The 25,360-nt window shown below is 72.0% G+C and carries 22 protein-coding genes; 16 read left to right on the top strand and 6 right to left on the bottom strand.

What is annotated here, in order from left to right; translation table 11 throughout:
• Window positions 1–10 precede the first annotated feature (10 nt).
• On the top strand, window positions 11–1,753 hold the full coding sequence (locus tag NYE39_RS00360; protein ID WP_192911820.1) for an HNH endonuclease signature motif containing protein: 1,743 nt from the start codon (window positions 11–13) through the stop codon (window positions 1,751–1,753).
• Window positions 1,754–1,771: 18 nt separating this feature from the next.
• On the opposite strand, the gene NYE39_RS00355 is transcribed toward NYE39_RS00360, so the two are convergent.
• Together NYE39_RS00355 and NYE39_RS00350 are read right to left on the bottom strand one after the other, a co-directional pair.
• Window positions 1,772–2,626 (bottom strand): MOSC domain-containing protein, encoded by an 855-nt coding sequence (locus NYE39_RS00355; RefSeq protein WP_192911819.1) that lies wholly within the window; start codon window positions 2,624–2,626, stop codon window positions 1,772–1,774.
• 54 nt (window positions 2,627–2,680) lie between these two features.
• The gene (locus NYE39_RS00350) at window positions 2,681–3,046 is read right to left on the bottom strand and encodes a hypothetical protein (RefSeq protein ID WP_192911818.1); all 366 of its coding nucleotides are present in this window, start codon (window positions 3,044–3,046) and stop codon (window positions 2,681–2,683) included.
• A 157-nt stretch (window positions 3,047–3,203) separates the two neighbouring features.
• Between NYE39_RS00350 and NYE39_RS00345 the strand changes: the two genes are divergently transcribed.
• From NYE39_RS00345 to NYE39_RS00325, 5 genes are all read left to right on the top strand, one after another.
• Entirely contained in the window at window positions 3,204–4,166 is a 963-nt protein-coding gene (locus NYE39_RS00345) for an ABC transporter ATP-binding protein (RefSeq protein WP_192911817.1), read from the top strand.
• Window positions 4,163–4,918 carry an ABC transporter permease gene (locus NYE39_RS00340; RefSeq protein ID WP_192911816.1) on the top strand — a complete coding sequence of 252 codons (756 nt, stop codon included), beginning with the start codon at window positions 4,163–4,165 and terminating at the stop codon, window positions 4,916–4,918. The genes NYE39_RS00345 and NYE39_RS00340 overlap by 4 nt, the downstream gene beginning before the upstream one ends.
• A complete protein-coding gene (locus NYE39_RS00335) occupies window positions 4,915–6,171 on the top strand; it encodes a sensor histidine kinase (protein WP_192911815.1) in 1,257 nt (418 codons plus the stop codon). The genes NYE39_RS00340 and NYE39_RS00335 overlap by 4 nt, the downstream gene beginning before the upstream one ends.
• The gene (locus NYE39_RS00330; protein ID WP_192911814.1) at window positions 6,168–6,773 is read left to right on the top strand and encodes a response regulator transcription factor; all 606 of its coding nucleotides are present in this window, start codon (window positions 6,168–6,170) and stop codon (window positions 6,771–6,773) included. The genes NYE39_RS00335 and NYE39_RS00330 overlap by 4 nt, the downstream gene beginning before the upstream one ends.
• Before the next feature lie 124 nt (window positions 6,774–6,897).
• A complete protein-coding gene (locus tag NYE39_RS00325) occupies window positions 6,898–7,983 on the top strand; it encodes a DUF4185 domain-containing protein (RefSeq protein ID WP_192911813.1) in 1,086 nt (361 codons plus the stop codon).
• A 12-nt stretch (window positions 7,984–7,995) separates the two neighbouring features.
• Here the strand turns inward: NYE39_RS00325 and NYE39_RS00320 are convergent, their stop codons facing one another.
• Window positions 7,996–9,546 carry an acyl-CoA synthetase gene (locus NYE39_RS00320; protein ID WP_341011552.1) on the bottom strand — a complete coding sequence of 517 codons (1,551 nt, stop codon included), beginning with the start codon at window positions 9,544–9,546 and terminating at the stop codon, window positions 7,996–7,998.
• 91 nt (window positions 9,547–9,637) lie between these two features.
• Between NYE39_RS00320 and NYE39_RS00315 the strand changes: the two genes are divergently transcribed.
• Entirely contained in the window at window positions 9,638–10,234 is a 597-nt protein-coding gene (locus tag NYE39_RS00315) for a TetR/AcrR family transcriptional regulator (RefSeq protein ID WP_226283068.1), read from the top strand.
• A 27-nt stretch (window positions 10,235–10,261) separates the two neighbouring features.
• Window positions 10,262–11,104 carry an enoyl-CoA hydratase-related protein gene (locus NYE39_RS00310; RefSeq protein ID WP_192911810.1) on the top strand — a complete coding sequence of 281 codons (843 nt, stop codon included), beginning with the start codon at window positions 10,262–10,264 and terminating at the stop codon, window positions 11,102–11,104.
• 39 nt (window positions 11,105–11,143) lie between these two features.
• Here the strand turns inward: NYE39_RS00310 and NYE39_RS00305 are convergent, their stop codons facing one another.
• From NYE39_RS00305 to NYE39_RS00295, 3 genes are read right to left on the bottom strand one after another with little or no spacing between them, the layout of a single operon-like run.
• Window positions 11,144–12,748, bottom strand: coding sequence for a class I adenylate-forming enzyme family protein (locus NYE39_RS00305; protein ID WP_192911809.1), 1,605 nt, complete (start codon window positions 12,746–12,748; stop codon window positions 11,144–11,146).
• A gap of 59 nt (window positions 12,749–12,807) precedes the next feature.
• Window positions 12,808–13,629 (bottom strand): SDR family oxidoreductase, encoded by an 822-nt coding sequence (locus NYE39_RS00300; protein WP_192911808.1) that lies wholly within the window; start codon window positions 13,627–13,629, stop codon window positions 12,808–12,810.
• Between the two features lie 48 nt (window positions 13,630–13,677).
• A complete protein-coding gene (locus NYE39_RS00295; RefSeq protein WP_192911807.1) occupies window positions 13,678–14,823 on the bottom strand; it encodes an acyl-CoA dehydrogenase family protein in 1,146 nt (381 codons plus the stop codon).
• A gap of 78 nt (window positions 14,824–14,901) precedes the next feature.
• On the opposite strand from NYE39_RS00295, the gene NYE39_RS00290 reads away from it, so the two are divergent.
• From NYE39_RS00290 to NYE39_RS00255, 8 genes are all read left to right on the top strand, one after another.
• On the top strand, window positions 14,902–15,708 hold the full coding sequence (locus NYE39_RS00290) for a TIGR03084 family metal-binding protein (RefSeq protein ID WP_192911806.1): 807 nt from the start codon (window positions 14,902–14,904) through the stop codon (window positions 15,706–15,708).
• Entirely contained in the window at window positions 15,705–17,441 is a 1,737-nt protein-coding gene (locus NYE39_RS00285) for an acyclic terpene utilization AtuA family protein (RefSeq protein ID WP_192911805.1), read from the top strand. Before NYE39_RS00290 ends, NYE39_RS00285 begins: the two co-directional genes overlap by 4 nt.
• Window positions 17,438–18,607 carry an acyl-CoA dehydrogenase family protein gene (locus NYE39_RS00280; protein WP_192911804.1) on the top strand — a complete coding sequence of 390 codons (1,170 nt, stop codon included), beginning with the start codon at window positions 17,438–17,440 and terminating at the stop codon, window positions 18,605–18,607. The genes NYE39_RS00285 and NYE39_RS00280 overlap by 4 nt, the downstream gene beginning before the upstream one ends.
• Entirely contained in the window at window positions 18,604–20,202 is a 1,599-nt protein-coding gene (locus tag NYE39_RS00275) for an acyl-CoA carboxylase subunit beta (RefSeq protein WP_341011551.1), read from the top strand. Before NYE39_RS00280 ends, NYE39_RS00275 begins: the two co-directional genes overlap by 4 nt.
• Window positions 20,203–20,210: 8 nt before the next feature.
• Entirely contained in the window at window positions 20,211–22,295 is a 2,085-nt protein-coding gene (locus NYE39_RS00270; RefSeq protein ID WP_192911803.1) for an acetyl/propionyl/methylcrotonyl-CoA carboxylase subunit alpha, read from the top strand.
• Window positions 22,292–23,098 carry an enoyl-CoA hydratase family protein gene (locus NYE39_RS00265; RefSeq protein ID WP_192911802.1) on the top strand — a complete coding sequence of 269 codons (807 nt, stop codon included), beginning with the start codon at window positions 22,292–22,294 and terminating at the stop codon, window positions 23,096–23,098. Before NYE39_RS00270 ends, NYE39_RS00265 begins: the two co-directional genes overlap by 4 nt.
• Window positions 23,083–23,709: a TetR/AcrR family transcriptional regulator gene (locus NYE39_RS00260; RefSeq protein WP_192911801.1), complete on the top strand. Its 627-nt coding sequence runs from the start codon at window positions 23,083–23,085 to the stop codon at window positions 23,707–23,709. Before NYE39_RS00265 ends, NYE39_RS00260 begins: the two co-directional genes overlap by 16 nt.
• A gap of 62 nt (window positions 23,710–23,771) precedes the next feature.
• Window positions 23,772–25,343, top strand: coding sequence for a class I adenylate-forming enzyme family protein (locus NYE39_RS00255; protein ID WP_192911800.1), 1,572 nt, complete (start codon window positions 23,772–23,774; stop codon window positions 25,341–25,343).
• The last annotated feature ends 17 nt before the right edge of the window (window positions 25,344–25,360 follow it).

The following is a 25,360-nucleotide window of genomic DNA, read 5'->3' as shown; positions in this document are numbered from 1 at the left end:
GGTTGGAGTCATGGCAACGGTGTCAGGGGTTGAGGCGGCGATGGCGGAGCAGTTGCACCGCATCGAGGTCGCCTGGCCGCGCACGCCCATCCGACTCGCGGCGCCCACGCTCGAGGCGCTGCTGCGCCACACGCACGCGCAGGTCGACGCGATGCTGGGCACCCTGACCGACGGGTCGGATCTCGGCGACCTGCGGGCACGGATCGCGGAGGTCGAGCGACTGTCACGGAGAGTCGACGCGCTCAAGCTGCGACTGGTCGCGCGCGCCACCAAGACGGGCGCGACGACACGGGCAGGGCACGCCGACTCGGGGTCGTGGCTCGCGGGCGCGACCGACAGCGACCGCCACACGTCGGCCAGTGATGCCGACCTGGCCGACGCCTTGGGGGACACGCCCGCGCAGCCCGGTGGCGAGGGCGCAACGGACCGCGACACCACCGGCACCGGCAGCGGCCCGGACGACGGCACGAACGGCACGAACGGCACGAACGGCACGAACGGCGAGGCTGGCACGTCGGACGAGGCAGGCCCGGATGGAGACGCGGGCCCGACTGGTCAGGCCGATCCGGGCGACGACGACTCGACGCCGGGTGAGCCGGGCCAGGGCGACGGGTCCGACGCCTCCCGGGGCCCCCGATTGACGGCCACGAGCGCGGCGCTCGACGCCGGCACGATCAGTGCCGCGCACGCCAAGGTGATCCTGCGCGCTCTCGACGACCTGCCGGAGGGCGTCACGCCCGAGCAGCGCCGTGAGTGCGAGGCCGAGCTGTTGCGGCTCGCGGTCGGCCGCTCCCCCAGCCAGCTGCGTCGCGCGGCCCGCCGGGTGCTCGAGGCGATCGAGCCCGACGAAGCGGTCGTCGACGACCACGAGCAGGAACTCGTCGTCAGCGAGGAGGAGCGGGCGCTCGAGAAGGCCGCCTTCTGGATCAAGGACAACCACGACGGCACGATGACCGGCCGGTTCACGGTGCCGTGGGCCTCCGGGGCGGCCCTCAAGAAGGTCATCGACGCCATGACCGCACCGCGTCGTCGCACCGGCAGCGCGGCGGGTGCGAGCGGTGCGGCGAGTGAGAGCGGTGCGCCGAGCCACGATGCGCCATCGGCCAAGGACCGCACCCTGGACTGGCAGCACCGTCGCGGGCTCGCGTTCGCCGACCTGCTGCTGCGCCTCCCGACGGACCACCTGCACCACAAGGTCGCGGCCACCCTGATCGTCAGCGTGCGGGCGGAGGACCTGGCGACCGAAGGGAGCGCCTTCCGTCGCCCCCGGACCGGGAGCACAGGGACCGGGAGCACAGGGACCGGGAGCACAGGAAACACGGCACCCGGGAGCGCGGCCACCGGGAGCGCGGCCACCGGGACCAAGGTGGCTGGCACCGACTGCCACGGGGACATCAGCGCGGGCGCCGCCCGACGGCTGGCCTGCGGGGCAGGCATCATCCCCATCGTCCTCGGGAGCGACTCGGTGCCCCTCGACCTCGGGCGACAGTCGAGGCTCTTCACCGACAACCAGCGGATGGCCCTGGCCGGCCGCTACGACAGCTGCGCGGCCGAGGGGTGTGACCGGCCGTTCGCGTGGACCGAGACGCACCACCTGAGAGCCTGGGAGCACGGCGGGTCGACCGACCTCGACAACGCCGTACCCCTGTGCGGCACCCATCACCGGATGATCGACCAGCACATGCGGTGGTCACACTCGGTCACGCGAGGCGAGCGAGGGACGGTGTCGATCAGGTTCCACCGGCGGACGTAGACACCGGCGCCCTCGTCGTCACGCGCCGGGAACGACCTCGTCCCCGACCCGCAGCTCGCCGGGGCCGAGCGGCACCAGCCGGGTGCCGAACCAGGTCTTGCCGTCCCACTTCCGGTGCCGGGAGAGGGTGCGCGTGGGCTCCGGGCCCGTGGTCAGCGTGACCGGGTCGATCGTCGCCATGACGCACCGGTCGCAGACCTCGGCGGTGCGGTACTCGACCTCGCCGACCCGCACGGTCGGCCAGGCGTCCTCGGCGAAGGGCTCGTCACCGTCGATGACGACGTTGGGGCGGAAGCGCAGCATGTCGAGTGGGCCCACCGCCACGCCGTCCTCAGTTCGCGCGCCCGCGCTCTGTGCTCCTCCCAGCTCGGCGGCCACCTCGTCCACCCAGACCTGCAGCTGCGCCAGCGAGGCCTGCGACGTGAGCAGCAGCGGTCCGGCGTCGGCGAGCGAGAGCGTGTCCCCCTCGAGCCCGCCGTGGGCACCGGAGACGCGGCGCACGCGCGGGTCCTCCTGCCAGACCAGCCGCAGCGGACGGCCGACCCGCTCACTGATCCATTCGCTGACGTCCTGGTCAGCGGGCGCCGCAAAGCCCTGCCGCGAGTGGCTCACCGGGATCGGTGGCAAGCCGAGCGGGACGTCGACGAGGATGCTCTCCTCTCCGGAGTGGATCCGGATGGTCTCCTCGTCGACCTGCTCGGCCCGCATGCCGAGCAGGGCGCTTTCCTCGCGCGCGGTGACCTTCTCACCGGCGGGGTCGACGAGACCCCAGCGACGGTCGCCCTCGAGACCCCACGGCTCGACGCGGGCGGAGTCGACCTCCATGCCCGCGAGGGACTTGACCGGGTAGACGCGCACGCTGGTGACCTGCATGCCCCGATCGTGCCACGCGGTCGGGCGGGCAACCCCCGCCGACCGCGGTGTGCCTCAGACGCCGATGGGGACGTCGTCGGTGCTGATCTCCTCGGCGCCGGGGACGCCCTGGGGCAGGTGGACGTCGCCGGCGCGCTTGAGGGCGAACCACCCACCGAAGAAGGCCGCGAACATCCCGCCGTCGGCGTCCTTGATGACCACCTGCGCGCAGTGACCCGACTGGACGCGGAAGGCCACGGCGCCCGAGGTCGTCAGACCATCCTTGAGGTAGAGCACGTGCTTGCCCGACGAGATGTCGTAGCGCACCGTCGACGCGCTCCCGTCGAGGACTCCCAGCTCGACACCGCCGAGCATCACGCGCTTGCCCGCAAGGTGCTCCGGACCGATCGACCCGGTGCTGATCTCGACTGCTGCGCCCATGGCGGAACCTCCTGGTTCGACTCCGGGCCGGGGCACCCGGCCCTTCCCCCATCATGGACGACCGTGGCGGCCCTGTCTCCCCCATGACATCTGTCATTGCGCAGTCGTGACATCGGGGCATGGCCGGGTCACCCCCTTCGCGACGAGGGTTGTGGCCATGACCACGACCAGCCCGACACGGGCCGCGACACCACCCGTCACCGACGCCATCCGCCTCGACGGGGTCACCAAGCGCTTCCGCTCCGGCGGGCAGACCGTCCACGCCGTCCGCGGCGTCGACCTGACGATCACCCCCGGAGAGGTGGTCGCCCTGCTCGGCCCCAACGGCGCCGGCAAGACGACGACCCTCGACATGGTCCTCGGGCTCACCGAGCCGACGGCTGGCCGGATCACCGCCTTCGGCTCGGCGCCCCGGACCGCCGTGCACGAAGGGAGGGTCTCGGCCGTCCTGCAGACCGGCGGGCTCCTGCGCGACCTCACCGCCCGCGAGACGGTCCGGTTGATCGCCTCGACCTTCCCGCGGCACCGCCCGCTCGACGAGGTGATCGAACAGGCGGGCCTCGCCGGCCGGGCCGACCGGCTCGTCTCGAAGCTCTCCGGCGGCGAGCAGCAGCGGCTGCGCTTCGCGCTGGCCCTGCTCCCCGACCCCGACCTGCTCGTGCTCGACGAGCCGACGGCCGGGATGGACGTCACGACGCGCCGGGAGTTCTGGCGGACGATGCACACCGACGCGAGCGCGGGGCGGACGGTGCTCTTCGCCACCCACTACCTCGAGGAGGCGGACGACTTCGCCGACCGCATCGTCATGATGGCCGGCGGCCGCGTCGTCGCCGACGGGACGACCGAGGAGATCCGGGCCCGCGCGAGCGGTCGGACCGTGAGCGTGGACATCCGCAGGGGGGATGTCCACGCCGCTGCCGAGCGCCTGCGCGGGCTGCCGGGGGCCTCGTCCGTGACCGTCACGGGTGATCGCCTCAGCGTCGTCGGCGAGGACTCCGACCGCCTCGCGCGGATCCTCCTCACCGAGCTCGACGGCACCAACCTCGAGGTGACGACCGCATCGCTCGACGCCGCCTTCCTCGCCATCACCGGCGAGCCCACCACCCAGGAGCAGTCATGAACCCCACGTACATCGGACTCGAGCTCAAGCGCATCGTCCGCGACTACGTCGGCTTGTTCTTCGTCGCCGGCCTGCCCGCCTTCATGTACGTGATCTTCGGCGTGAGCCAGGCCTTCGGTGACGAGGACCTCGGGCGAGGCAACGTCTCCCTCTACATCATGATCTCGATGGCCGTCTACGGCGCCGTGACGGCGACCGTGGGCATCGGTGGCAGCGCCGCGGTCGAGCGCATGCAGGGCTGGGGACGACAGCTGGGGCTGACCCCCCTTCGCGATGCGGCGTACGTCGCGACCAAGGCGGTCGTCGCCCTGACCATCGCGTGCATCCCGATCGCCCTGATCTACGGGATCGGCGCCACGACCGGGGCGAAGGGGGACTGGCAGGTCTGGCTGTACAGCGCCGTCATCGTGCTGGCCGGCGCGATCATCTTCGCGCTGTACGGCCTCGTCTTCGGCCTCGTCTTCCGTTCGGAGTCGGCCGTCTCGGCGGCGAGTGGATCGCTCGTGGTCCTCGCCTTCCTGGGCAACATCTTCATCCCCTTGTCCGGCGTCATGCTGACGATCGCGAAGTTCACCCCGCTCTACGGTCTCGTCTCGCTCGCCCGGTACCCGCTGACGCAGGGCTACGGCGTCGCCGGTGACGACGTGGTGCACGAGGCCCTGTGGGTACCGGTGACTAACGTGGTCGTGTGGGCCCTCATCCTCGCGACGCTGACCGTCCTCCTCGTGCGGCGCAGCCGGGGTCGTCAGTGACCGGTCCGCCGCAGGACGCCCCGATCGACAACCCGTGGGAGCGGTACGGCTGGACCCTCGCGGCGATCTGGCTCGTCTTCCTCGCGTTCCCGGTGATCGCCGTCGTCGAGCAGACCGCCGGCCGACCGCTCCTGCGGGGGCTGCACCTCGGTCTGCTGGTGCTCTTCGCCGTGATCTACCTCTGGGCCTTCATGCGCGGGCAGCAGGCGCAGCGTTGCCGGGTCTGGTCGGGCCGCGACCGGGCCATCGTCTACGGCGGGTTCGCCGGCCTGGCGGTGATCGTGGTGGTCGTCGGGTCGCTCATCGGCCCCCAGGTCTTCGGGGCGACGGCCTACATGGGTGCCCTGGCTGCCTGGTCCTTCCGGACCCAGCGGGCTGCGGTGGCCGGGGTCGTCGGCTCCCTCGTCTTCGCCGCGGTGATCATCGCCGCGGTCGACGACCTGGGTGAGCTGTGGGGCCTGCTCGCCATCCCGGTGCTCGTCAGCGCCTTCAGCCTGATGATGCGGGTGCTCACCGACGGTGACTACGCGCGGGAGCTGCTCCAGCGGGACCTCGCGGTGTCGACGGAGCGCGACCGGGTGGCTCGCGACGTCCACGACGTGCTCGGCCACTCGCTGACCGTCATCTCCCTCAAGGCCGACCTCGCCGAGCGGCTCATCGACATCGACCCCGACCGGGCGCGCGACGAGGTGCGCCAGATCCAGTCGCTGACCCGGCAGTCGCTCGCCGAGATCCGCGCGACCGTCGCGGGTCTGCGGGTGGCGCGGCTGGCCGAGGAGCGGGAGTCCGCGGCCACCGCCCTGCGGGATGCCGGCATCGCGGCCACCCTGCCGGCGGACCCGGACGTCGTCGACCCGGGTGCGCGGATCACCGCCGCGTGGGTGCTGCGCGAGTCGGTGACCAATGTCGTGCGGCACAGCGGTGCCCAGCGGGTCGAGGTCGACTGGGGCCCCACCTGGCTCGAGATCGCCGACGACGGCCGGGGCCTGCGCGGCCGGCGCGAGGGCTCCGGCCTGACCGGCCTGCGCGAGCGGGTGGCAGCGGTGGGCGGCCGCATCGAGATCGGCGACGGGCTCCCGGGTGGCTCCGGTCCGGGCACCCGGGTCCGCGTGGAGCTCGGGCCGACGCCGCTCGAGTCCACCCACGGCCCGGCCGCCGCCGACGGCCCGGCCACCACCCACGGCCCGGGCGCCACCGACGACCCGGCCGCCACGCCTGCCACCCGCGGCACCGCCCCCGAGGAGACCTCGTGATCACCGTCCTGCTGGCCGACGACCAGGCGCTCGTGCGCGGCGCCATGGCCGCGCTCCTCGGGCTCGAGGGTGACGTCGAGGTCGTGGCCGAGGTCGGGTCGGGGGACGCGGTCGTGCCGGAGGCCCTGCGCACCCGCCCCGACGTGGCGGTCCTCGACATCGAGATGCCGGGCCTCGACGGCATCTCTGCCGCGGCAGAGCTGACCCGGCAGCTCCCGGCGACACGGGTGCTCATCGTGACGACGTTCGGTCGGCCCGGCTACCTGCGGCGGGCTCTCGAGGCGGGCGCGAGTGGCTACGTCGTCAAGGACACACCCTCCGACGAGCTCGCCGAAGCCGTGCGCACCGTCGCGCGAGGTGGTCGCGTCGTCGACCCCGCGCTGGCCACCGAGGTGGTCGTCGGCGGGCCCAACCCGCTGACCGATCGCGAGCGCGAGGTGCTCGTCGTCGCCCTCGACGGTCACTCCGCCGCGGAGATCGCCCGGCGCGTGCACCTCTCCCCCGGCACCGTGCGCAACCACCTGTCCTCGGCGATCGGCAAGACCGGCACGAGCAACCGCGTCGAGGCGGCCCGGCACGCCCAGGACCGCGGCTGGTTGTAGGCCTGCTGCGCCGCACGGCACAGGACTCGGCCCGACCGGACGAGCAGCCGCCCTACCGTCGGGTCACAATGGGGCGGGGGATGTCCCCCCTTCGTCCTGACACCAGCGACCCGCAGGAGCCCGCATGCGACGCACCCGCGCGATCGCGGCCCTGGTCGCGCTCGCCGTCGGCGGCGGCCTGCTCGCGGCGTGCACCGACGACGGGCCGGAGCCGGCCTGCGAGGCCCTGACCGCGGACTTCGACTGGGCCACGCCGAGCCCGGGCGACGACGCGCGCTTCGAGCTCCTCGGACCGGGGTGGATCGCCGGTGACTCGACCTACTCCGTGGAGCTGCCGGACGGGCGCACGGTGTGGCTCTTCAGCGACTCCTTCATCGGTCAGGTGACGACCGACGGCACACCCGTGCCCGGCATGGCGATGGTGCACAACGCCCTCGTCGCCGAGGACGAGGACGGGCGCCTGAGCACCCGGACCTCCGAGGGGCCGGAGTCCTACTTCGCCGATCCTGACGAGCGGAGCTACTACTGGGTGCAGGACGCGGCCGTCCAGGGTGATGAGCTCGTCGTCTTCCTCTCCCGGACCCGCCAGGTGGGCAGCGAGGGCTTCGAGTGGAGCCACAACGCCATCGCCCGGGTCTCGCTGCCCGATCTCGAGGTGGTCGCGATCGACGACCCGGGGCCCGGCGCGGACGACGTCGCGTGGGGAGCCGGCGTGCTCACGACCAGCACGTACACCTACGTCTACGGCATCGAGGACCTCGAGGAGACCAAGCACCTGCACCTGGCGCGCGTCCCCGCGGGCTCGCTCACCGACCGGAGCACCTGGGAGTACCGCACCGCCGACGGCTGGACCGATGACGTCACCCGCAGCGCCCGCCTGTCCGACGGGGTGGCCAACGAGCTGAGCGTGTCGCCCTACCGGGACGGCTACCTGATGATCTCGTCGGACACCTCGGCGCCCTTCAGCCCGAAGATCAACGCCTGGACCGCCTGCTCACCCGAGGGACCGTGGACCGACCGGCAGACGATCTACGAGACCCCCGAGTCGGGGCGCGGCCAGCACTTCACGTACAACGCGCACGGCCACCCCGAGATCTCGCCCGAGGGCCGACTGCTCATCTCGTACAACGTCAACACCTTCGACTTCGACGAGCTGACGCAGGACCCGACCCTCTACCGGCCGAAGTTCATCACCCTCGACCTCGAGTGAGGACGACGCCGCTCAGCGCCGCACGATCTGACCGTCGGCCCACGTGGTCCGCAGCTCACGCTTGAGGACCTTGCCCGTGGCCGTGCGCGGGAGCGCGTCGACGAAGTGGACCGCCTTGGGGACCTTGAAGCCGGCCTGCCGCTCGCGCATCCACGCGATGAGCTCGTCCTCGGTCAGCTCCGCGCCGGGCCGCAGGGCCACCACCGCCGTGACGGCCTCGCCCCACCGGTCGCTGGGGACGCCGATGACGGCCGCCTCGGCGACGGCCGGGTGCTGGTAGATGGTCTGCTCGATCTCGGACGGGTAGACGTTTTCGCCACCCGTGATGACCATGTCCTTCTTCCGGTCGACGATGTGGTAGTAGCCCTCCTCATCGCAGCGGGCCAGGTCGCCGGTGTGGAACCACCCACCGCGCAGGGCCTCGGCCGTGGCCTCCGGCTTCTCCCAGTAGCCGTGGAAGACGTTGGGCCCCTTGACGAGCAGCTCGCCGACCTCGCCGGGGGCGACGTCCTGGTCGGCCTCGTCGACGATGCGCAGCTCGTCGTGCAGCACCGGCTTGCCCACCGACCCGGCGTGGGTGACCGTCTCGTCCGGCCCGAGGACGCAGGCGAAGGGGGCGGTCTCGGTCAGGCCGAAGCCCTCTATGAACGCGACCCCGTGGTCCTGCACGGCCTGGATGAAGGTGAGTGGGCAGGGCGCACCGCCCGAGAGTGCATACCGAAGGGAGGACAGGTCCCGGCCGTCGAGGCCCGCCGCGATGACCGACCCCCACATCGCGGGGACGAGGAAGCCCATCGTCGGGCGGTGCTGCTCGACGCCGTCGAGCCATCCCTCCGGGCTGAAGGTCTCGTAGACGATCGACGTCCCGCCGAGGTAGGCGAGCGGGAGCGTGAAGATGCCCAGGGCCCCGATGTGGAAGAGGGGAGCCATGATGAGCGTGACGTCGCGCGGGGTGAGCCCCTCGGAGAAGGCGACGTTGTTGATCGCGTTCCACAGGTGGTTGCCGTGGGTGAGCATCGCGCCCTTGGGGAACCCGGTCGTCCCCGAGGTGTACATGAGCATCGAGAGGTCGTCCTCGTCGATCACCGTGACGACGCGCTCGCTCGGGTGCTCGGCGATGAGGTCCTCGTAGGCGGACGGCGCCCCGTCGCGACGGGCCTGCGCCGTGGTCACCTCGGTGACCTCCCGGACGACGGTCCCCTCGCAGGCTTCCCGCACGGTCTCGATGACCTGCGTCGACGCGAAGACGTACGTGGTGGCGGAGTCGGTGAGCACGTAGTTGAGCTCGGGCGCCGAGAGCCGGAAGTTGAGGGCCACGGTCACCGCTCCGACCTTGGCGACGGCGAAGATGATCTCGAGCACGTGCGGGCTGTTGAAGCAGCAGAAGGCGACCCGATCACCCTTGCGGACACCCTTGCTGCGCAGGGCGGCGGCGAGCGCGTTGGTCCGAGCCTCGAGATCAGCCCACGTGAGCTCGGCCCCCGTGTCGCCGTCGATGAGGGCCACCCGCTCGGGGGTGCGACTCGCGTGCTTGGTCGGCCAGGAGCCGATGCCGTCGTCCATGCCTGTCCTCTCTCACTCCGTCGTGATGCCATTTAGTAAATCGCCATTCACTACCGGGGTCAAGGGTGGCCCTCGCGGGTACGGTGAGGTCGTGCCGCGAGACAGCTCCCCCGCCCGTGTACGCGACCCCGAGCGCGCGGAAAAGATCCTCACGGCCGCCGAGACGCTCTTCGCGACGCGCGGGTTCCACGAGGTGAGCCTGGCCGACATCGGCCGGGAGGCCGGCATCGTCGGGTCGGGCGTCTACCGCCACTTCGACGGGAAGGTCGCCGTGCTCAGCGCCGTCCTGGACCGCTCCCTCAGCGCACTGCTGGAGCGGGCCGAGGCGATCCTCCGCGACGACGAGCGGCCTCCCGAGGAGACGCTCGACGCGCTCATCGGCACCCAGGTCGACTACTGCCTCGACGACCGGTTCGCCGTTCGCCTCTACCGCACGGAGGTGACCGCGCTCCCCGAGGAGACCGTCCGTCGACTCCGCCGCCTGCAGCGGCGCTACATCTCCGACTGGGTGGGGGTGCTCGTCGAGATCCGGCCGGAGCTGGAGGACGTGCGGGCCCGCGCGCTCGTCCAGGCGGCGATCGGGGCGATCCACTCCTCGGTGTACTTCCGCAGCGGCCTGGGTCGTGAGGCCTACTCACGGATGCTGACCGAGGTCGCCTGGCAGGTCCTGCGCTCCCCCCTTCGCTGACCCCGGCGCCGTGTCTAGTCTGAGCGCATGAGCGCCTCCTACACCGAGATCACCTACGCCGTCGACGAGCGGATCGCGACCATCACGCTCAACCGGCCGCAGGCGCGCAATGCCATCACCTCGCGGATGGCCCAGGAGTACGAGCAGGCACTCCTCGCCGCGGACGCCGACCCCGAGGTGCGGGTCGTGATCCTCACCGGGTCGGGCCGGGACTTCTGCGTCGGCGCCGACCTGTCGAGCGGTGGCTTCGACGTCGCGGACGAAGGGAGTGACTCCGGTTCGTGGCAGGAGCCGGCCGGACGCGCGTCGAAGACGATCAACGAGATGAACACCCCGGTCATCGCGGCGATGCGCGGGGCCGCCGTCGGCGGCGGACTGACGATCACGCTGTCGGCGGACTTCCGTCTCGGCGCGACCGACTCGACGTTCGGCCTCGTCTTCGCCCGCCGCGGGATCTTCCCCGAGGGCGCATCGGTCTGGTACCTGCCCCAGCTCGTCGGTCGCACCAAGGCCCAGGACTGGCTGATCACCGGGCGCCTCTTCGGCGCCGAGGAGGCGCTGGCCGCGGGGCTGCTGACCTCCGTGCACGCACCCGAGGAGGTCCTCGACGCCGCGCTCGACCTGGCCCGGGAGATCCGTGACCACACGGCCCCGGTCTCCGTCGCCGTCATCCGGCAGATGCTCGCCCGCCTGAGCGGCACCGACTCCCCCGACCTCACGCACCGGATCGACTCCGGGCTGATCGCCTCGCTCGGGACGCACGCCGACGCGGTGGAGGGGGTCAGGTCCTTCCTCGAGAAGCGCGCCCCCGACTTCCCGCTGACGGTCCCCGACGGCCTGCCCGAGCTGCCCTGGACGACAGCCCGCTAGCAGGCACGTCGAGGCCGTCGACCGCCGACGGAGCCGCGCTCAGCCCAGGCTGTCGCGCACGACCTTCTTGAGGATCTTGCCGGTCGCCGTCTTGGGCAGCTCGTCGACGACGCGCACCTCCTTGGGGACCTGGAACCCGGCCAGCCGCTCCTTGGCGCGCGACACCACCGCCGCTTCGAGCTGCTCCGCAGGCACCGTGCCGTCGGCGACGACGACGGCGCACACGGCCTCGCCCCACTTCTCGTGCGGGACGCCGACGACGACGCACTCCGCCACCCCCGGTGTCCCGAGGACGACGGCCTCGACGGCGACGGACGAGACGTTTTCACCACCGGACTTGATGATGTCCTTGAGCCGGTCGGTGAACCATACGACGCCCTGCTCGTCGACGTGCCCGATGTCGCCGGAGTGGAACCACCCGTGTGCGAAGGCCTCCGCGTTGGCCTGCGGGTTGTTCCAGTAGCCGAGCTGGACGTTGGGGCCGCGGTAGACGATCTCGCCCGTGCCGCCCGGACCCTGCAGCTCCCCGTCCGGGGCCATGGTCCGCACGTGGACGGTCGGCACCTGCGGCCCCCACGAATCGGGCGCGCTGCGGCGGTGCTCGGGCCACTGCATGACCGTCGCGGGGACGACCTCGGTCTGACCCGAGCCGAGGATGACGTCGGCCTCGGGGTACAGCTCGTCGACGGCGTCGAGCAGCTCGGCCGGCATCGGCGCCATGGCGTAGATCGCGGTCGTCACGGACGTGAGGTCACGCGCCCGGTTGGCCTGCTCGGCCACGCACGCCCGGTGCATGAGGGGCAGCATCATCGTGTGCGTCGCGCGGTGCTGCTCCATGGCGTCGAGGCTGCGCACCGGGTCGAAGGCCATGCCGACGAGCAGCACGGTGCCGCCCATGAGCAGGGTCGGCATGCTCAGCGTGTTGAGCGCCGTGACGTGGAACATCGGCAGCACGACGAGCATCCGGGTCGGGTTGGGTCCCCAGGACTGGCGCGTGGCGAGGGCATTGGACAGCAGCGCCGTGACGAGGGAGTTGTGGCTGACGAGCACTCCCTTGGGTCGGGACGTCGTGCCCGAGGTGTAGAGGCACTGCACCGCCGCGCGGTCGTCGACGAGCACCGCCAGCGGGCCGTCGGGCGCTCCCTCGACGAGCCCCTGCCACCCGTGCGTGGGCAGGCCGGCGATCGGCTCCGGGGCGTCCTCGTCCGAGACGACGACGTGCTGGATCGACGCGACCCCCGGCAGCAGCTGGTCGTGCAGCTGGCGGAAGGCCGAGTCCGTGATGATCGCGGAGGGCTGCGAGTCCTGCAGGATCCACGCCTGGTCGTCGGCGCCGAGCAGGAAGTTCAGCGGCATGCACACGAGCCCCGCCCGGGCACAGGCGAAGTACGCCACCAGGACGCGCCACGAGTTCATCATCGTCAGGCCGACCGGGGTGCCCGGCTCGAGCCCCAGACCGAGGAGGGCGTGACCGAGACGGTCGATCATCTCGGCGAGCTCCCGGTAGCTGATCTGCCGGTCACCGTCGATGATTGCGATCCGGTCCGGGAAGAGAGCGGCGGTGCGGATGATCGCGTCACCGGCGTTGTTGCGCGTGGCGAGGTTGTACTCGAGGGGGTCCACGAGGGAGACGTCGGGCTGCATGGGCGTGCTCCTTTGCACGAAGGGGGATCAGCTGCGGTGGGACGGGTCGGTTCGCGTGGTCAGGCGTCGAGGAAGAGGTCGAGCTCGAGGTCCTGGCCGCCGTAGGGCGACAGGTCGGTGACGCCCTCCTGCGCCAGGACCTCGTCGTCGATGAGGAAGTTGCCGGTGCACTCGCGCGGGTCGCGGGTGAGCACGGCGTGGGCGGCGTCGGCCATGATCTCCGGCGTCCGGCTGCGGGCGACGACCTCCTCGCCGCCGAGGAGGTTGCGCACCGCCGCGGTGGCGATCGTCGTGCGCGGCCACAGGCTGTTGGCCGCGATGCCGAGCTCGCGCCACTCCTCCGCGAGGCCGAGGGTCACGAGGCTCATGCCGTACTTGGCGATCGTGTAGCCGAGGTGCCGCCCGGCCCAGTACGGCGCGAGGTTGATCGGCGGCGACAGGGTGAGCACGTGGGCGGCCTCGGACTCCCGCAGGTTCGGCAGCGCGGTCTTGGCCAGCAGGAAGGACCCGCGGCAGTTGATGTCCTGCATGAGGTCGTACTTCTTCACAGGCAGGTCCTCGGTCGAGGACAGGTCGATGGCGCTCGCGTTGTTGACGACGACGTCGATCCCGCCGAAGCGCTCGACGGTGCGTGCCACCGCCTCCTGCACCGACTCCTCGGACCTGACGTCGCCGAGGACGGCGAGGGCCTGGCCGCCCGCCTCCTCGATGGCCGCGGCGGCGGTGTGGATGGTGCCCTCGAGCTTCGGGTGCGGGGTGTCGGTCTTGGCGACGATGGCCACGTTGGCCCCGTCACGGGCGGCGCGCAGGGCGATGGCCAGGCCGATGCCGCGGCTGCCGCCGGACATGAGGATCGTGCGGCCGGCGAGGGTGCGGGTCATGGTGGGCTCCTTGGGTGACGTCGTTGTCGGGGCGGGAGGCGAAGGGGGTCAGGCCGGCAGTCCGTCGAGGCGGGCGAGCACCTGGAGCATGACCTCGTCGGCGCCGCCACCGATCGACCCGAGGCGGGTGTCCCGGAAGTAGCGCGCGGTCCAGGTCTCCTCCATGTAGCCCATGCCGCCGTGGAACTGGATGCACGCGTCGGCGACCTCGCGGGCCAGCCGGCCGGCCGTCAGCTTGGCGACGCTCGCGCCGCGGGTGATGTCCTCGCCGGCCATGTGCGCCTCGCACACGGCCATGTTGTGGTTGCGCAGCAGCTCGACCTGCGCCTGCAGCTCGGTGAGGCGGAAGGCGACGGCCTGCTTGGAGGCGAGCGACTGCCCGAAGACCTCGCGCTCGCTGACGTAGCGGCGGGTGCGCTCCAGCGCCCGCTCGCAGCCGCCGAAGGTCGAGTAGGCGGCCCACATCCGCTCGACGATGAACTGCTGCATCTGCTGCTGGAAGCCACGCCCGATCTCGCCGATCGTGTTGCTCACGGGCACCCGCACCTCGTCGAGCGCGAGCTCGGCGGTGTCGGAGCAGCGGTTGCCGAGCTTGTCGAGTCGCTTGGCGACGGAGAAGCCGGGCGAGTCGGTCGGCACGATGATCTGCGACATGCCGCGATAGCCGCCCTCGTCGGAGGTGCGGGCGAGCAGGCAGAGCCAGTCGGCCTGGGTGCCGTTGGTGATGAACATCTTGCGGCCGGTGATGACCCAGTCGTCGCCGTCGCGGACGGCGCGGGTGCGCAGCCGGGAGACGTCGGAGCCGGTGTCGGGCTCGGTCACGGCGATCGCGGCGACCTGCTCGCCGGCGAGCGCGGGCGCCAGGTGGGCGCGCTTGAGCTCATCGGTGCCGAAGGTCGCGAGCGACGGCGTCGCCATCATCGACTGGACCCCGATCGCCATGGCGACCCCGGCGGCGTCGGATCGCCCGAACTCCTCCGCCGCGACCATCTGGAAGGAGTGGTCGGCGCCCTCTCCCCCGTACTCCGGGTCGCGCTCGAGGCCGAGGAGGCCGAGCTTGGCCGCCTTGGGGAAGAGCTCGTGCGCCGGGAAGATCCCCGCCGCCTCCCACTCCTCGACGTGCGGATCGATCTCGGTCTCCACGAAGGAGCGGACGCTGGAGCGGAAGGCGATGTGCTCGTCGGTGAGGCGCATGACGGCGACGCTAGTGGGGTCGGATCGATAAAACAAGCATGCTTGCTTGTTTTTGTTTTTCGTGCAAAGGTCACCGTCATGAGCGACACCGTGGCCGCCTTCCTCGACGAGTGCGCCGATCTCGACGCCCTCGTCGCCGACATCGACGCCGAGACCTGGGCGAAGGACACCCCCGCCGAGGGATGGACCATCGCCCACCAGATCGCCCACCTCGCGTGGACCGACGAGGTGGCCCTCGTCGCGGCGAGCGACCCCGACCGCTTCCGCGAGGAGGTGGTTGCCGTCGCGCAGGTCGATCCGCTCGGCCACGTCGACGAGCAGGCGGCGAAGGGGGCGGCCGCGCCCCCGACCGAGCTGCTCACCCGCTGGCGCACCGGCCGGGAACGGCTCGCCGACGCCCTCCGGGCGGCTCCCGCCGACGTGAAGCTGCCGTGGTTCGGCCCGCCGATGAACGCCCGCTCGATGGCCACCGCCCGCCTCATGGAGACCTGGGCCCACGGCCAGGACGTCGCCGACGCCCTCGGCGTGCGCCGCGAGCCGACGGCCCGCCTGCGCGACATCTGCCACCTCGGCGTGCGCACCCGCGACTTCGCCTACGCCATCAACGCCGAGGACGCCCCCTCCGCGTCCTTTCACATCCAACTCACCGGACCGGACGGCGACGAGTGGGTCTGGGACGATGCACGCTTCCTGAGGAGCGACGAGCGCCAGCGAGGAGCCTCGAAGGATGCGGGGACGGTCACCGGGACGGCCGAGGACTTCTGCCTCGTCGTCACCCAGCGGCGCGATGCCGCCGACACCGGGCTCGTCGCGACGGGCGAGGCGGTCCACTGGCTCGAGATCGCCCAGGTCTTCGCAGGGGCACCGAAGGGAGCGCGGGCATGAGCACCGGCACGAGTGACGACCTGCTGCGCGTCGGCAACTGCTCCGGCTTCTACGGCGACCGCATCTCGGCGATGCGCGAGATGCTCGAGGGGGGCGAGCTCGACGTCATCACCGGCGACTGGCTCGCCGAGCTGACGATGCTCATCCTCGGCCGCGACCGCGCCAAGGACCCCGGTACGGGCTTCGCCAAGACCTTCCTCGTCCAGCTGCGCGACTGCCTGGGGCTGGCCCTCGACCGCGGCGTGACGATCGTCGCCAACGCCGGCGGGGTCAACACCCCGGGGCTGGTGACCGCCATCCGCGAGCTGGCGACCGAGCAGGGCCTCTCCCCCGCCGTCGCCCACGTGCGCGGCGACGACCTCACCCCGCGCGCCGCCGAGCTCGGTCTCGGCACGCCGCTCGGCGCCCACGCCTACCTCGGCGGCTTCGGCATCGCCCGCGCCGTCGCCTCCGGCGCCGACGTCGTCGTCACCGGCCGGGTCACCGACGCGTCGGTCATCGTCGGGCCGGCCATCGCCCACTTCGGCTGGGGACGCGAGGACCACGACGCCCTGGCGGGAGCCACCGCCGCCGGGCACGTCATCGAGTGCGGCACCCAGGCCACCGGCGGCAACTACGCCTTCTTCACCGAGATCGCCGACCTCGTGCGGCCCGGATTCCCCATCGCCGAGATCCACCGCGACGGGTCGACCACGATCACCAAGCACCCCGGCACCGGTGGCGCCGTCACGGTCGACACGGTGACCAGCCAGCTGCTCTACGAGGTGCAGGACGCGCGCTACCCCGGCCCGGACGTCACCACGCGACTGGACTCGATCTCCCTTCGTCAGGAGGGGCCGGACCGGGTGCACATGAGCGGGATCCGCGGCGAGGCACCCCCGCCGGACGTCAAGGTCTCGCTGACCTCCCTCGGTGGCCACCGCAACGAGATGACCATGGTCCTCACCGGCCTCGACATCGAGGCCAAGGCCGACCTCGTGCGGCGGCAGTTCGAGGACGCCCTCCCGGCCACCCCGGCCGAGCTCACCTGGCGGCTGGCGCGCACCGACGTCGCCGACGCCCCGACGGAGCAGCAGGCCTCCGCCCTGCTCACGGTCGTCGGTCGTGACAGCGACCCCAAGGTCGTCGGTCGGGCCTTCTCCAACGCCGCCGTCGAGGTGGCGCTCGGGTCCTACGCGGGCTTCCACACGCTCACCCCGCCCGGCAACGCCACGCCCTACGGCGTCTTCACCCCCGGCTACGTCCCCCAGGCCACGCCGGTGCACGAGGTCGTCCTCGACGACGGCACCGTCGAGGCCGTCGCGCCGCCGGAGACCACCCGGCCGCTCGAGCCGCTGACGGACCCCGCGGCCGACACGACGCCGCCCGCCACGGGCCCGACCCGGCGCCTGCCACTCGGGACGATCGCCGGCGCCCGGTCCGGTGACAAGGGCGGCAACGCCAACATCGGCGTGTGGGTGCGCGAGGAGGCCGGCGCCGCCGGCCACGCCTGGCTCGTCGACCTGCTCACTCCCGACACCGTCGCCGAGCTGCTCCCCGAGGCCGCCGGCCTGCCGATGACGATCACGTCGCTGCCCAACCTGCGCGCCGTCAACATCGTCATCGAGGGGCTGCTCGGTCAGGGCGTCGCCTACAACGCCCGCTTCGACCCCCAGGCCAAGGGCCTGGCCGAGTGGCTGCGCTCGCGCCACGTCGACATCCCGCAGTCCCTGATCCCCGAGGAGGTCCGATGAGCCACGCCGACTGGCAGAGCGATGAGCTGCGCGCACTGCGCGCCTCGACCACCGAGTTCGTGCGTCGTGAGGTGCTGCCGCACCAGGACGAGTGGGAGCGCGTCGGCGAGCTGCCGCGCGCCCTGCACCGGGCCGCAGGGGCGCAGGGCCTCATCGGCGCGTCCTTCCCCGAGTCCGCCGGTGGTGGCGGTGGCGGCCAGCGGGCCATGGTCACCGTGACCGAGGCCTTCCACGAGGCCGGCGGTGCGGGCGGCGTCTCGGCGTCCCTCTTCACGGCCGGCATCGCCTGCCCCCACATCGTCACCGCCGGTGACGCCGACCAGATCGCGCGCTGGGTCGCGCCCACCCTCGCCGGCGAGATGATCGGCGCGCTCGGCATCACCGAGCCCGACGGGGGCTCGGACGTCGGCAACCTGCGCACGACCGCCCGAAGGGAGGGCGACGAGTACGTCGTCAACGGCGCCAAGACCTTCATCACCTCCGGGGTGCGGGCCGACTTCGTCACGACCGCCGTGCGCACCGGTGGCCCCGACCGGCGCGGCGCCCGCGGCATCTCCCTGGTCGTCATCGAGCGTGGGATGCCTGGCTTCGAGGTCAGTCGCCGGCTGGACAAGATGGGCTGGCGCAGTTCGGACACCGCGGAGCTGTCCTTCACCGACGTGCGGGTGCCCGCCGACCACCTCGTCGGCGCCGAGCACGGCGGCTTCGCCCTGATCGGGACCGCCTTCCTCAGCGAGCGGATCATGCTCGCGGCGCAGGCCTACTCCCAGGCGCAACGCTGCCTCGACCTCGCCACGGCGTGGTGTCGGGAGCGACGCACCTTCGGCGAACCGCTCATCGCGCGGCAGGGCGTGCAGAACACGCTCGTCGAGATGGCCTCGCGCATCGACGTCGCCCGCACCTACACCCGGGCACTCGTCGACCGCTACGACGACGGCGAGCCCCTCGCCGACCTCATCCCGATGGTGTGCTTCGCCAAGAACACCGCGACCCAGTCGGGTGAGTGGGTGGCGAACCAGGCCGTGCAGCTCTTCGGCGGCATGGGCTACATGGCCGAGAGCGAGGTGGAGCGGCAGTACCGCGACATGCGCATCCTCGGCATCGGCGGAGGCACCGTCGAGATCCTCAACCAGATGGCCGCACGACGATTGGGACTGGTCGCATGACGATCCTGCAGAGCACCCTGGACACCAGCACGCCCGAGGCACAGGCTGCCGCGCAGGCGATGCACGACTCGCTCGCCGACATCGGCGTGGAGGTCGCCAAGGCCGTCGCCGGCGGTGGCGAGCGCTACACGGCTCGCCACCACGAGCGGGGCAAGCTGACCGCCCGCGAGCGGATCGAGCTCCTCCTCGACCTGGAGTCCCCCTTCCTCGAGCTCGCGCCCATCGCGGGGTACGGGTCGAAGTTCACCGTCGGTGGCTCGGTCATCGCCGGCATCGGTCTCGTGAGCGGCGTCGAGTGCATGCTCATCGCGAGCGACCCGACGGTCAAGGGCGGTGCGCTCAACCCCTGGTCGCTGCGCAAGACGCTGCGGATGCACGAGGTGGCCCTCGCCAACCGGCTCCCGGTGATCTCGCTCGTCGAGTCCGGTGGCGCCGACCTGCCGACGCAGAAGGACATCTTCGTCCCCGGTGGCGGCAGCTTCCGCAACCTCACCCGGCTGTCGAAGGCGGGCATCCCGACGATCGCCCTCGTCTTCGGCAACTCGACCGCCGGGGGCGCCTACCTGCCCGGCATGAGCGACCACGTCGTGATGATCGAGAAGCAGTCCAAGGTCTTCCTCGCCGGCCCTCCGCTCGTCAAGGCGGCCACCGGTGAGGTCTCCGACGACGAGTCCCTCGGCGGCGCCGACATGCACGCCCGCGTCTCCGGGCTCGCCGACCACTACGCCCGCGACGAGCAGGACGCCATCCGCATCGGACGGCGGATCGTCGCGCGGCTGCGGTACCGCAAGGCCGGCGGCCCGACGACCACCGAGCCCCTCCCCCCGCGCTACCCGGCCGAGGAGCTGCTGTCCATCGTCCCGCCGGACCTGAAGTCCCCCTTCGACCCGCGCGAGGTCATCGCCCGCATCGTCGACGACAGCGACTTCGACGAGTTCAAGCCGCTCTACGGCAGCTCGCTCGTCACCGGCTGGGCGCAGCTGCACGGCTTCCCGATCGGCATCCTCGCCAACGCGCGCGGCGTGATCTTCAGCGAGGAGGCGCAGAAGGCGACGCAGTTCATCCAGCTGGCCAACCGCTCCGACACGCCCCTGCTCTTCCTGCACAACACGACCGGCTACATGGTCGGCAAGGAGTACGAGCAGCGCGGCATCATCAAGCACGGCTCGATGATGATCAACGCCGTCTCCAACTCGACCGTCCCGCACATCTCCGTGCTGCTGGGCAACTCCTACGGCGCCGGTCACTACGGCATGTGCGGCCGGGCCTACGACCCCCGCTTCGTCTTCACCTGGCCGTCGGCACGCTCGTCGGTCATGGGCGCCGAGCAGCTCGCCGAGGTGACCTACTCCGTGTCCAGGGCGTCGGCCCTCGCCCAGGGCAAGCCCTTCGACGAAGAGGGCGCCCAGGCGGTCCGGGCCGCGATCGAGGCGCAGATCAGCGCCGAGGCGATGCCGATGGTCATGTCGGGCATGGTCTATGACGACGGCATCATCGACCCCCGCGACACCCGTGACGTCCTCGGGATCGCCCTGTCCGCGATCCACACAGCACCTGTCGAGGGGACCTCCTCCTTCGGCGTCTTCCGGATGTGAGGTCCTCCATGAACCCCACCGCACCCCAGCCCACCGCTGCCCAGCACCCCGCTCCCCGGCCGATCACGTCGGTCCTCGTCGCCAACCGCGGCGAGATCGCCCGCCGCGTCTTCGCCTCCTGCCGCCGACGGGGCATCTCGACCGTCGCCGTCTTCAGCGACGCCGACGCCGACAGCCCGCACGTGTCCGAGGCCGACGCCGCCGTCCGGCTCCCCGGCAACAGCCCCGGCGAGACCTACCTGCGCGGGGACCTCGTCATCGCCGCCGCGCTCCGCGCCGGCGCCGACGCGATCCACCCGGGCTACGGGTTCCTCTCCGAGAGCGCGGACTTCGCCGAGCAGGTCATGGCCGCCGGGCTGACCTGGATCGGTCCCGACCCGGACGCGATCCGGGTCATGGGCAGCAAGGTGGAGTCCAAGCAGCGCATGGCCGACGCCGGCGTCCCCGTCCTCGACCGCCTCGACCCGGACGAGGTGAGCGAGGACCACCTGCCCGTGCTCGTCAAGGCCTCCGCCGGTGGCGGCGGTCGCGGCATGCGGATCGTGCGCACGCTCGGTGAGGTCGCCGACGCGGTGACCTCGGCCTCGCGTGAGGCCGCCTCCGCCTTCGGCGACCCGACGGTCTTCGTCGAGCGCTACCTCGAGGCCGGGCACCACGTCGAGGTCCAGGTCATGGCCGATGCCCACGGCACGGTGTGGGCCCTCGGCGAGCGCGAGTGCTCGCTCCAGCGGCGTCACCAGAAGGTCATCGAGGAGGCACCCTCTCCCCTCGTCGAACGGGTCGGACCGCAGATGCGCGAGCGACTGCTCGCCGCAGGCCGGGACGCGGCGGCGGCCGTCGGCTACCGGGGCGCGGGCACGGTCGAGTTCCTCGCCCTGCCGGACGGGTCCTTCTCCTTCCTCGAGATGAACACCCGCCTCCAGGTCGAGCACCCGGTCACCGAGCAGGTGACCGGCACCGACCTGGTCGGCCTGCAGATCGACGTGGCCGAAGGGAGGGCCCTCCCTTCGGAGCCGCCCGCCACGCGGGGCTGGTCGATCGAGGCCCGTCTCTACGCGGAGGACCCGGGCGACGACTGGCGCCCGCAGACCGGGAGCATCGCGGCGCTCGACGTGCCGGGTGTCGTCGCCGGCTTCGAGCTCGTGCCCGAGCACGGCATCCGTCTCGACTCCGGGGTCGAGACGGGCTCCGTCGTCGGGACGCACTACGACGCGATGCTCGCCAAGGTCATCTCGTACGCGCCGACGCGTGAGGAGGCCGCCCGTGAGCTCGCGGCCGGCCTGCGCCGCAGTCGGATCCACGGCATCACGACCAACCGTGACCTGCTCGTCGCGAGCCTGGTGCACCCCGAGTACCTCGCGGGCACGGCCGACACCGGCTTCTACGGACGGCACGACCCGGTGGGGCTCACGCAGGGCCACGCTCTCCCTCTCGGCCTGGCCGCCCTCGTAGCGGCCGTCGCCGACGGCGCCCGTCAGGTCGCCCGCCGACCGGTCCTCGGCCCGGTGAGCAGCGGGTACCGCAACGTGCCGTCGGCCTTCCAGCGGCGCACCTTCTGGGACGGTGACACCGAGGTCGTCGTGGCGCACCGGATGGGACGCTCCGGTCTCGAGCTCGAGGATGCCTTCACCGACCACGAGTCGGTCCACGTCGTCGAGGCCCGGCCGGAGCACGTGGTGCTGGAGATCGACGGCGTGCACCGCTCCTTCGACGTCTCGTGGCTCCCCGGCGACGAGGAGACGGTCGTCATCGACTCGCCGCTCGGGTCGCGGTCGCTGCACCTCGCGCCGCGCTTCACCGACCCCTCCGCCCAGGCTCCCCCCGGGGCACTCGTCGCCCCGATGCCGGGGACGATCGTCCACGTGGCCGTCGAGGCCGGCACGGCCGTCGAGGCCGGGCAGGTCCTGCTCACCCTCGAGGCGATGAAGATGGAACACTCCGTCGCCGCCCCCGTCGCCGGCACGGTCACGTCCGTGTCGGTCGCCGTCGGCCAGCAGGTCGACCAGGGCGCCACGCTGGCGGTCGTCGATGACGGCAGTGGCGACGCCGACGAGAGCGCCGACGAGAGCGCCGATGAGAGCGAGGCACGATGAGCACCCCGGACACCACGACAGCGCCCCGGAGCCCACGGGTGCGGACCGAGACCAACAGGGGTGTCCTGACGATCACCCTCGACTCACCGCACAACCGCAACGCCCTCTCCGACCAGCTCGTCGAGGAGGTGCACGCAGGCCTCGCCGCCGCCGGTCACGACGACGCCGTGCGCTGCGTGGTGCTCACCCACACGGGAACGACCTTCTGCGCCGGGGCCGACCTCTCCGAGGCGAGCAGCACCACCTCCGACGACCCGGCCCGGGCCCGGGCGGACCAGATGGTCGACCTGCTCCGGGCGATCGTCGCGCTGCCCAAGCCGGTCATCGGGCGCATCGACGGTCACGTCCGGGCGGGCGGCATGGGTCTCGTCGGGGCCTGCGACATCGTGCTCGCCAGCGACGCCTCGACCTACGCCCTCACCGAGTCCCGACTCGGCCTGGCGGCCTCGGTGATCTCGCTGACGGTCCTGCCGCGCATGGACGAGCGCGCCGCGGGTCGCTACTTCCTCACCGGGTCGACCTTCGACGTCGCCGAGGCCGAGCGCATCGGGCTCGTCACGCGCGCCGTTCCGGCCAGCGACCTCGACGCCGCGGTGGTCGAGATCACCGACGACCTCGCCCGGTGCTCCCCCCAGGGCCTGCGGGAGAGCAAGGCCCTGATCACCCACGACCTGCTCACCCACCTCGACGCCCACCGTGACCGGGTCGCCGACCAGTCCTCCCGGCTCTTCCGCAGCGAGGAGGCCATGGAGGGGATGACCGCCTTCCGTGAGAAGCGTCCCCCGCGATGGGCGACGCCGTGAGCACCGCCCGGGTCGGCACCGAGCCGAAGCAGGACCGCAGCCGAGCAACCCGGCAGCGGCTGCTCGAGGCGACGGTGCGCTGCCTCGCCGAGCACGGGTGGACCGCCGCCACTGTCTCGGTCATCGCCAAGGAGGCCGGGATCAGCCGAGGCGCGCTCCAGCACCACTTCCCCACCCGCGAGGCCCTCGTCGTCACGGCGCTCGAGTACATGTTCGAGGAGCGCACGGCCGCCGTGGAGCTCACGGACGCCACGGCCGGCAGCGGCGCCGAGCGGGTCCACGCGGTGGTCCACGGCCTCACCGAGCTCTACGCCGGAGAGCTCTTCCGGGCGTCGCTGCAGGCCTGGACGGCGGCGGCGACCGACGAGCAGCTGCGTGAGGTCATCGAGCCCCTCGAGCGCCGCTTCGCCCGCAAGGCCCACGCCCAGGCGGTGCTCCACCTGGGCGTCGACGACGCGGACCCCCACGTGCGCACCCTGATCCAGGCCACGCTCGACCTCGCCCGAGGTCTGGCCCTGGCCAACGTGCTCACCGACGACTCCAAGCGCCGCGACCGCATCGTCCGCACGTGGTCGGCCACCCTGGCCTTCGAGCTCGGGCTGGCGGACTGACGGCTGACCCGCCCCCCTTCGCTCCCCGCCCTCACCCACCCACCCGCACAGGAGGCGGCTCGATGACGAGCAGCACGACCCACCACGCCCACCTTCGCTCCGCGGCAGAGGAGTACCCCACCAAGGTCTTCCTCGAGACCACCTCGGCCGACGGCAACCCGCTCTCCCTGACCTTCGCCGACCTCGAGGAGCGCAGTCGTCGGGTCGCGGCGGGCCTGCTGCAGCGCGGCATCCGTCGCGGCGACCGGGTCGCGGTGGCCCTGCCCAACCACGCGGAGTGGCTCGAGCTCTTCTACGGGGTGACCCGGATCGGCGCCGTGCTCGTCACGCTCAACGTGCGCTACCGCGAGACGGAGCTGGACTACATGATCAACCAGTCCGGCGCGCGCATGGTCGTGACGGCGGCGGAGTCCGCCGGCTTCGACTTCGTCTCCTTCTACGAGGGCTTCCGCGCGCAGATCCCCGGGGTCGACGAGGTCGTCTTCGCGGGCCGCAGCGGAGCTGATGGCTGGGACGCCCTCCCGCAGGACCCGGCGGACGAGGCCCTGGCAGACCACGAGGCCGCCGTCGCGCCGGACGACGCCGCGGTCATCCTGTACACCTCGGGCACGACCGGGCGCCCGAAGGGAGCCGTGCTCACGCATCGCAGCATCCTCGCGTCCGCCGCGGGCCAGGCCGAGCGGCTCGGCACCACCTCCGAGGACACCATGCTGTGCGTGATGCCGCTCAACCACGTCGGCGGGATCACCTGCGCCATCACCTCCTGCCTGCTCACGAGGACCACCGTCGTGATGCCGCCGGCCTTTTCACCGTCAGCGGCCCTTGCCGACTTCGCACGGCACTCGGTCACCTTCTTCCTCGGCGTGCCGACGATGTGGTCGCTGATGCTCGCCGACCCGTCGCTGTCCACGCTCGACACGAGCACGATCCGCCTCGCCGTCGTCGGCGGATCCAACCTCGAGCCGACCCTGGCGACCAATCTCCTCACCGCCTTCCCGAGCGCGCGGCTGGTGAACCTCTACGGCCTCTCCGAGTGCTCCGGCGCGTCCATCCTGTCGGCTCCCGACGACGACCTCGACCAGGTCTCGCGCAGCCTCGGCACCGCCCTCACCGGGGTCGAGCTGCGGGTGATGGGCCCCGACGACACGGAGTGCGCGGTCGGCGAGGACGGAGAGCTGCAGCTGCGCGGGGACAGCGTCGCCTCGGGGTACTGGGAGCGTCCCGAGGAGACCGCGCAGACCTTCGTCAGGGACGGCTGGCTGCGGACCGGCGACATCGTGAACCGGGACGAGGACGGTCACGTGGTCATGCTCGGCCGCCTCAAGGAGATGTACGTCCAGGGCGGGTACAACGTGTACCCGGTCGAGGTCGAAAACGTCCTGACGTCGCACCCGGCGGTGGCCATGGCGGCCGGTATCGGCGTCCCGGACGAGGTGCTCGGCGAGGTCGGCTGCTACTACGTCGTCCTGCGCCCCGGCGAGCAGGTCTCCGAGGACGAGCTGCGGGAGCACTGCGGACGTCGGGTGGCCGACTACAAGGTCCCCCGTCGGATCGTCGTCGTCGACGAGCTGCCCACGACGCCGTCGGGCAAGATCGCCAAGGCGGTGCTGCGCGAGCAGCACGCGACCGGCTGACCCCCTCGCGCGGGTCG

Origin of the sequence: Janibacter sp. FSL W8-0316 (genome assembly GCF_038004165.1) — a bacterium.
In the GTDB taxonomy this organism is placed as follows: domain Bacteria; phylum Actinomycetota; class Actinomycetes; order Actinomycetales; family Dermatophilaceae; genus Janibacter; species Janibacter indicus.
Note: the sequence above shows the minus strand (reverse complement) of the source record. Positions and strands in the feature narration are given on the sequence as shown.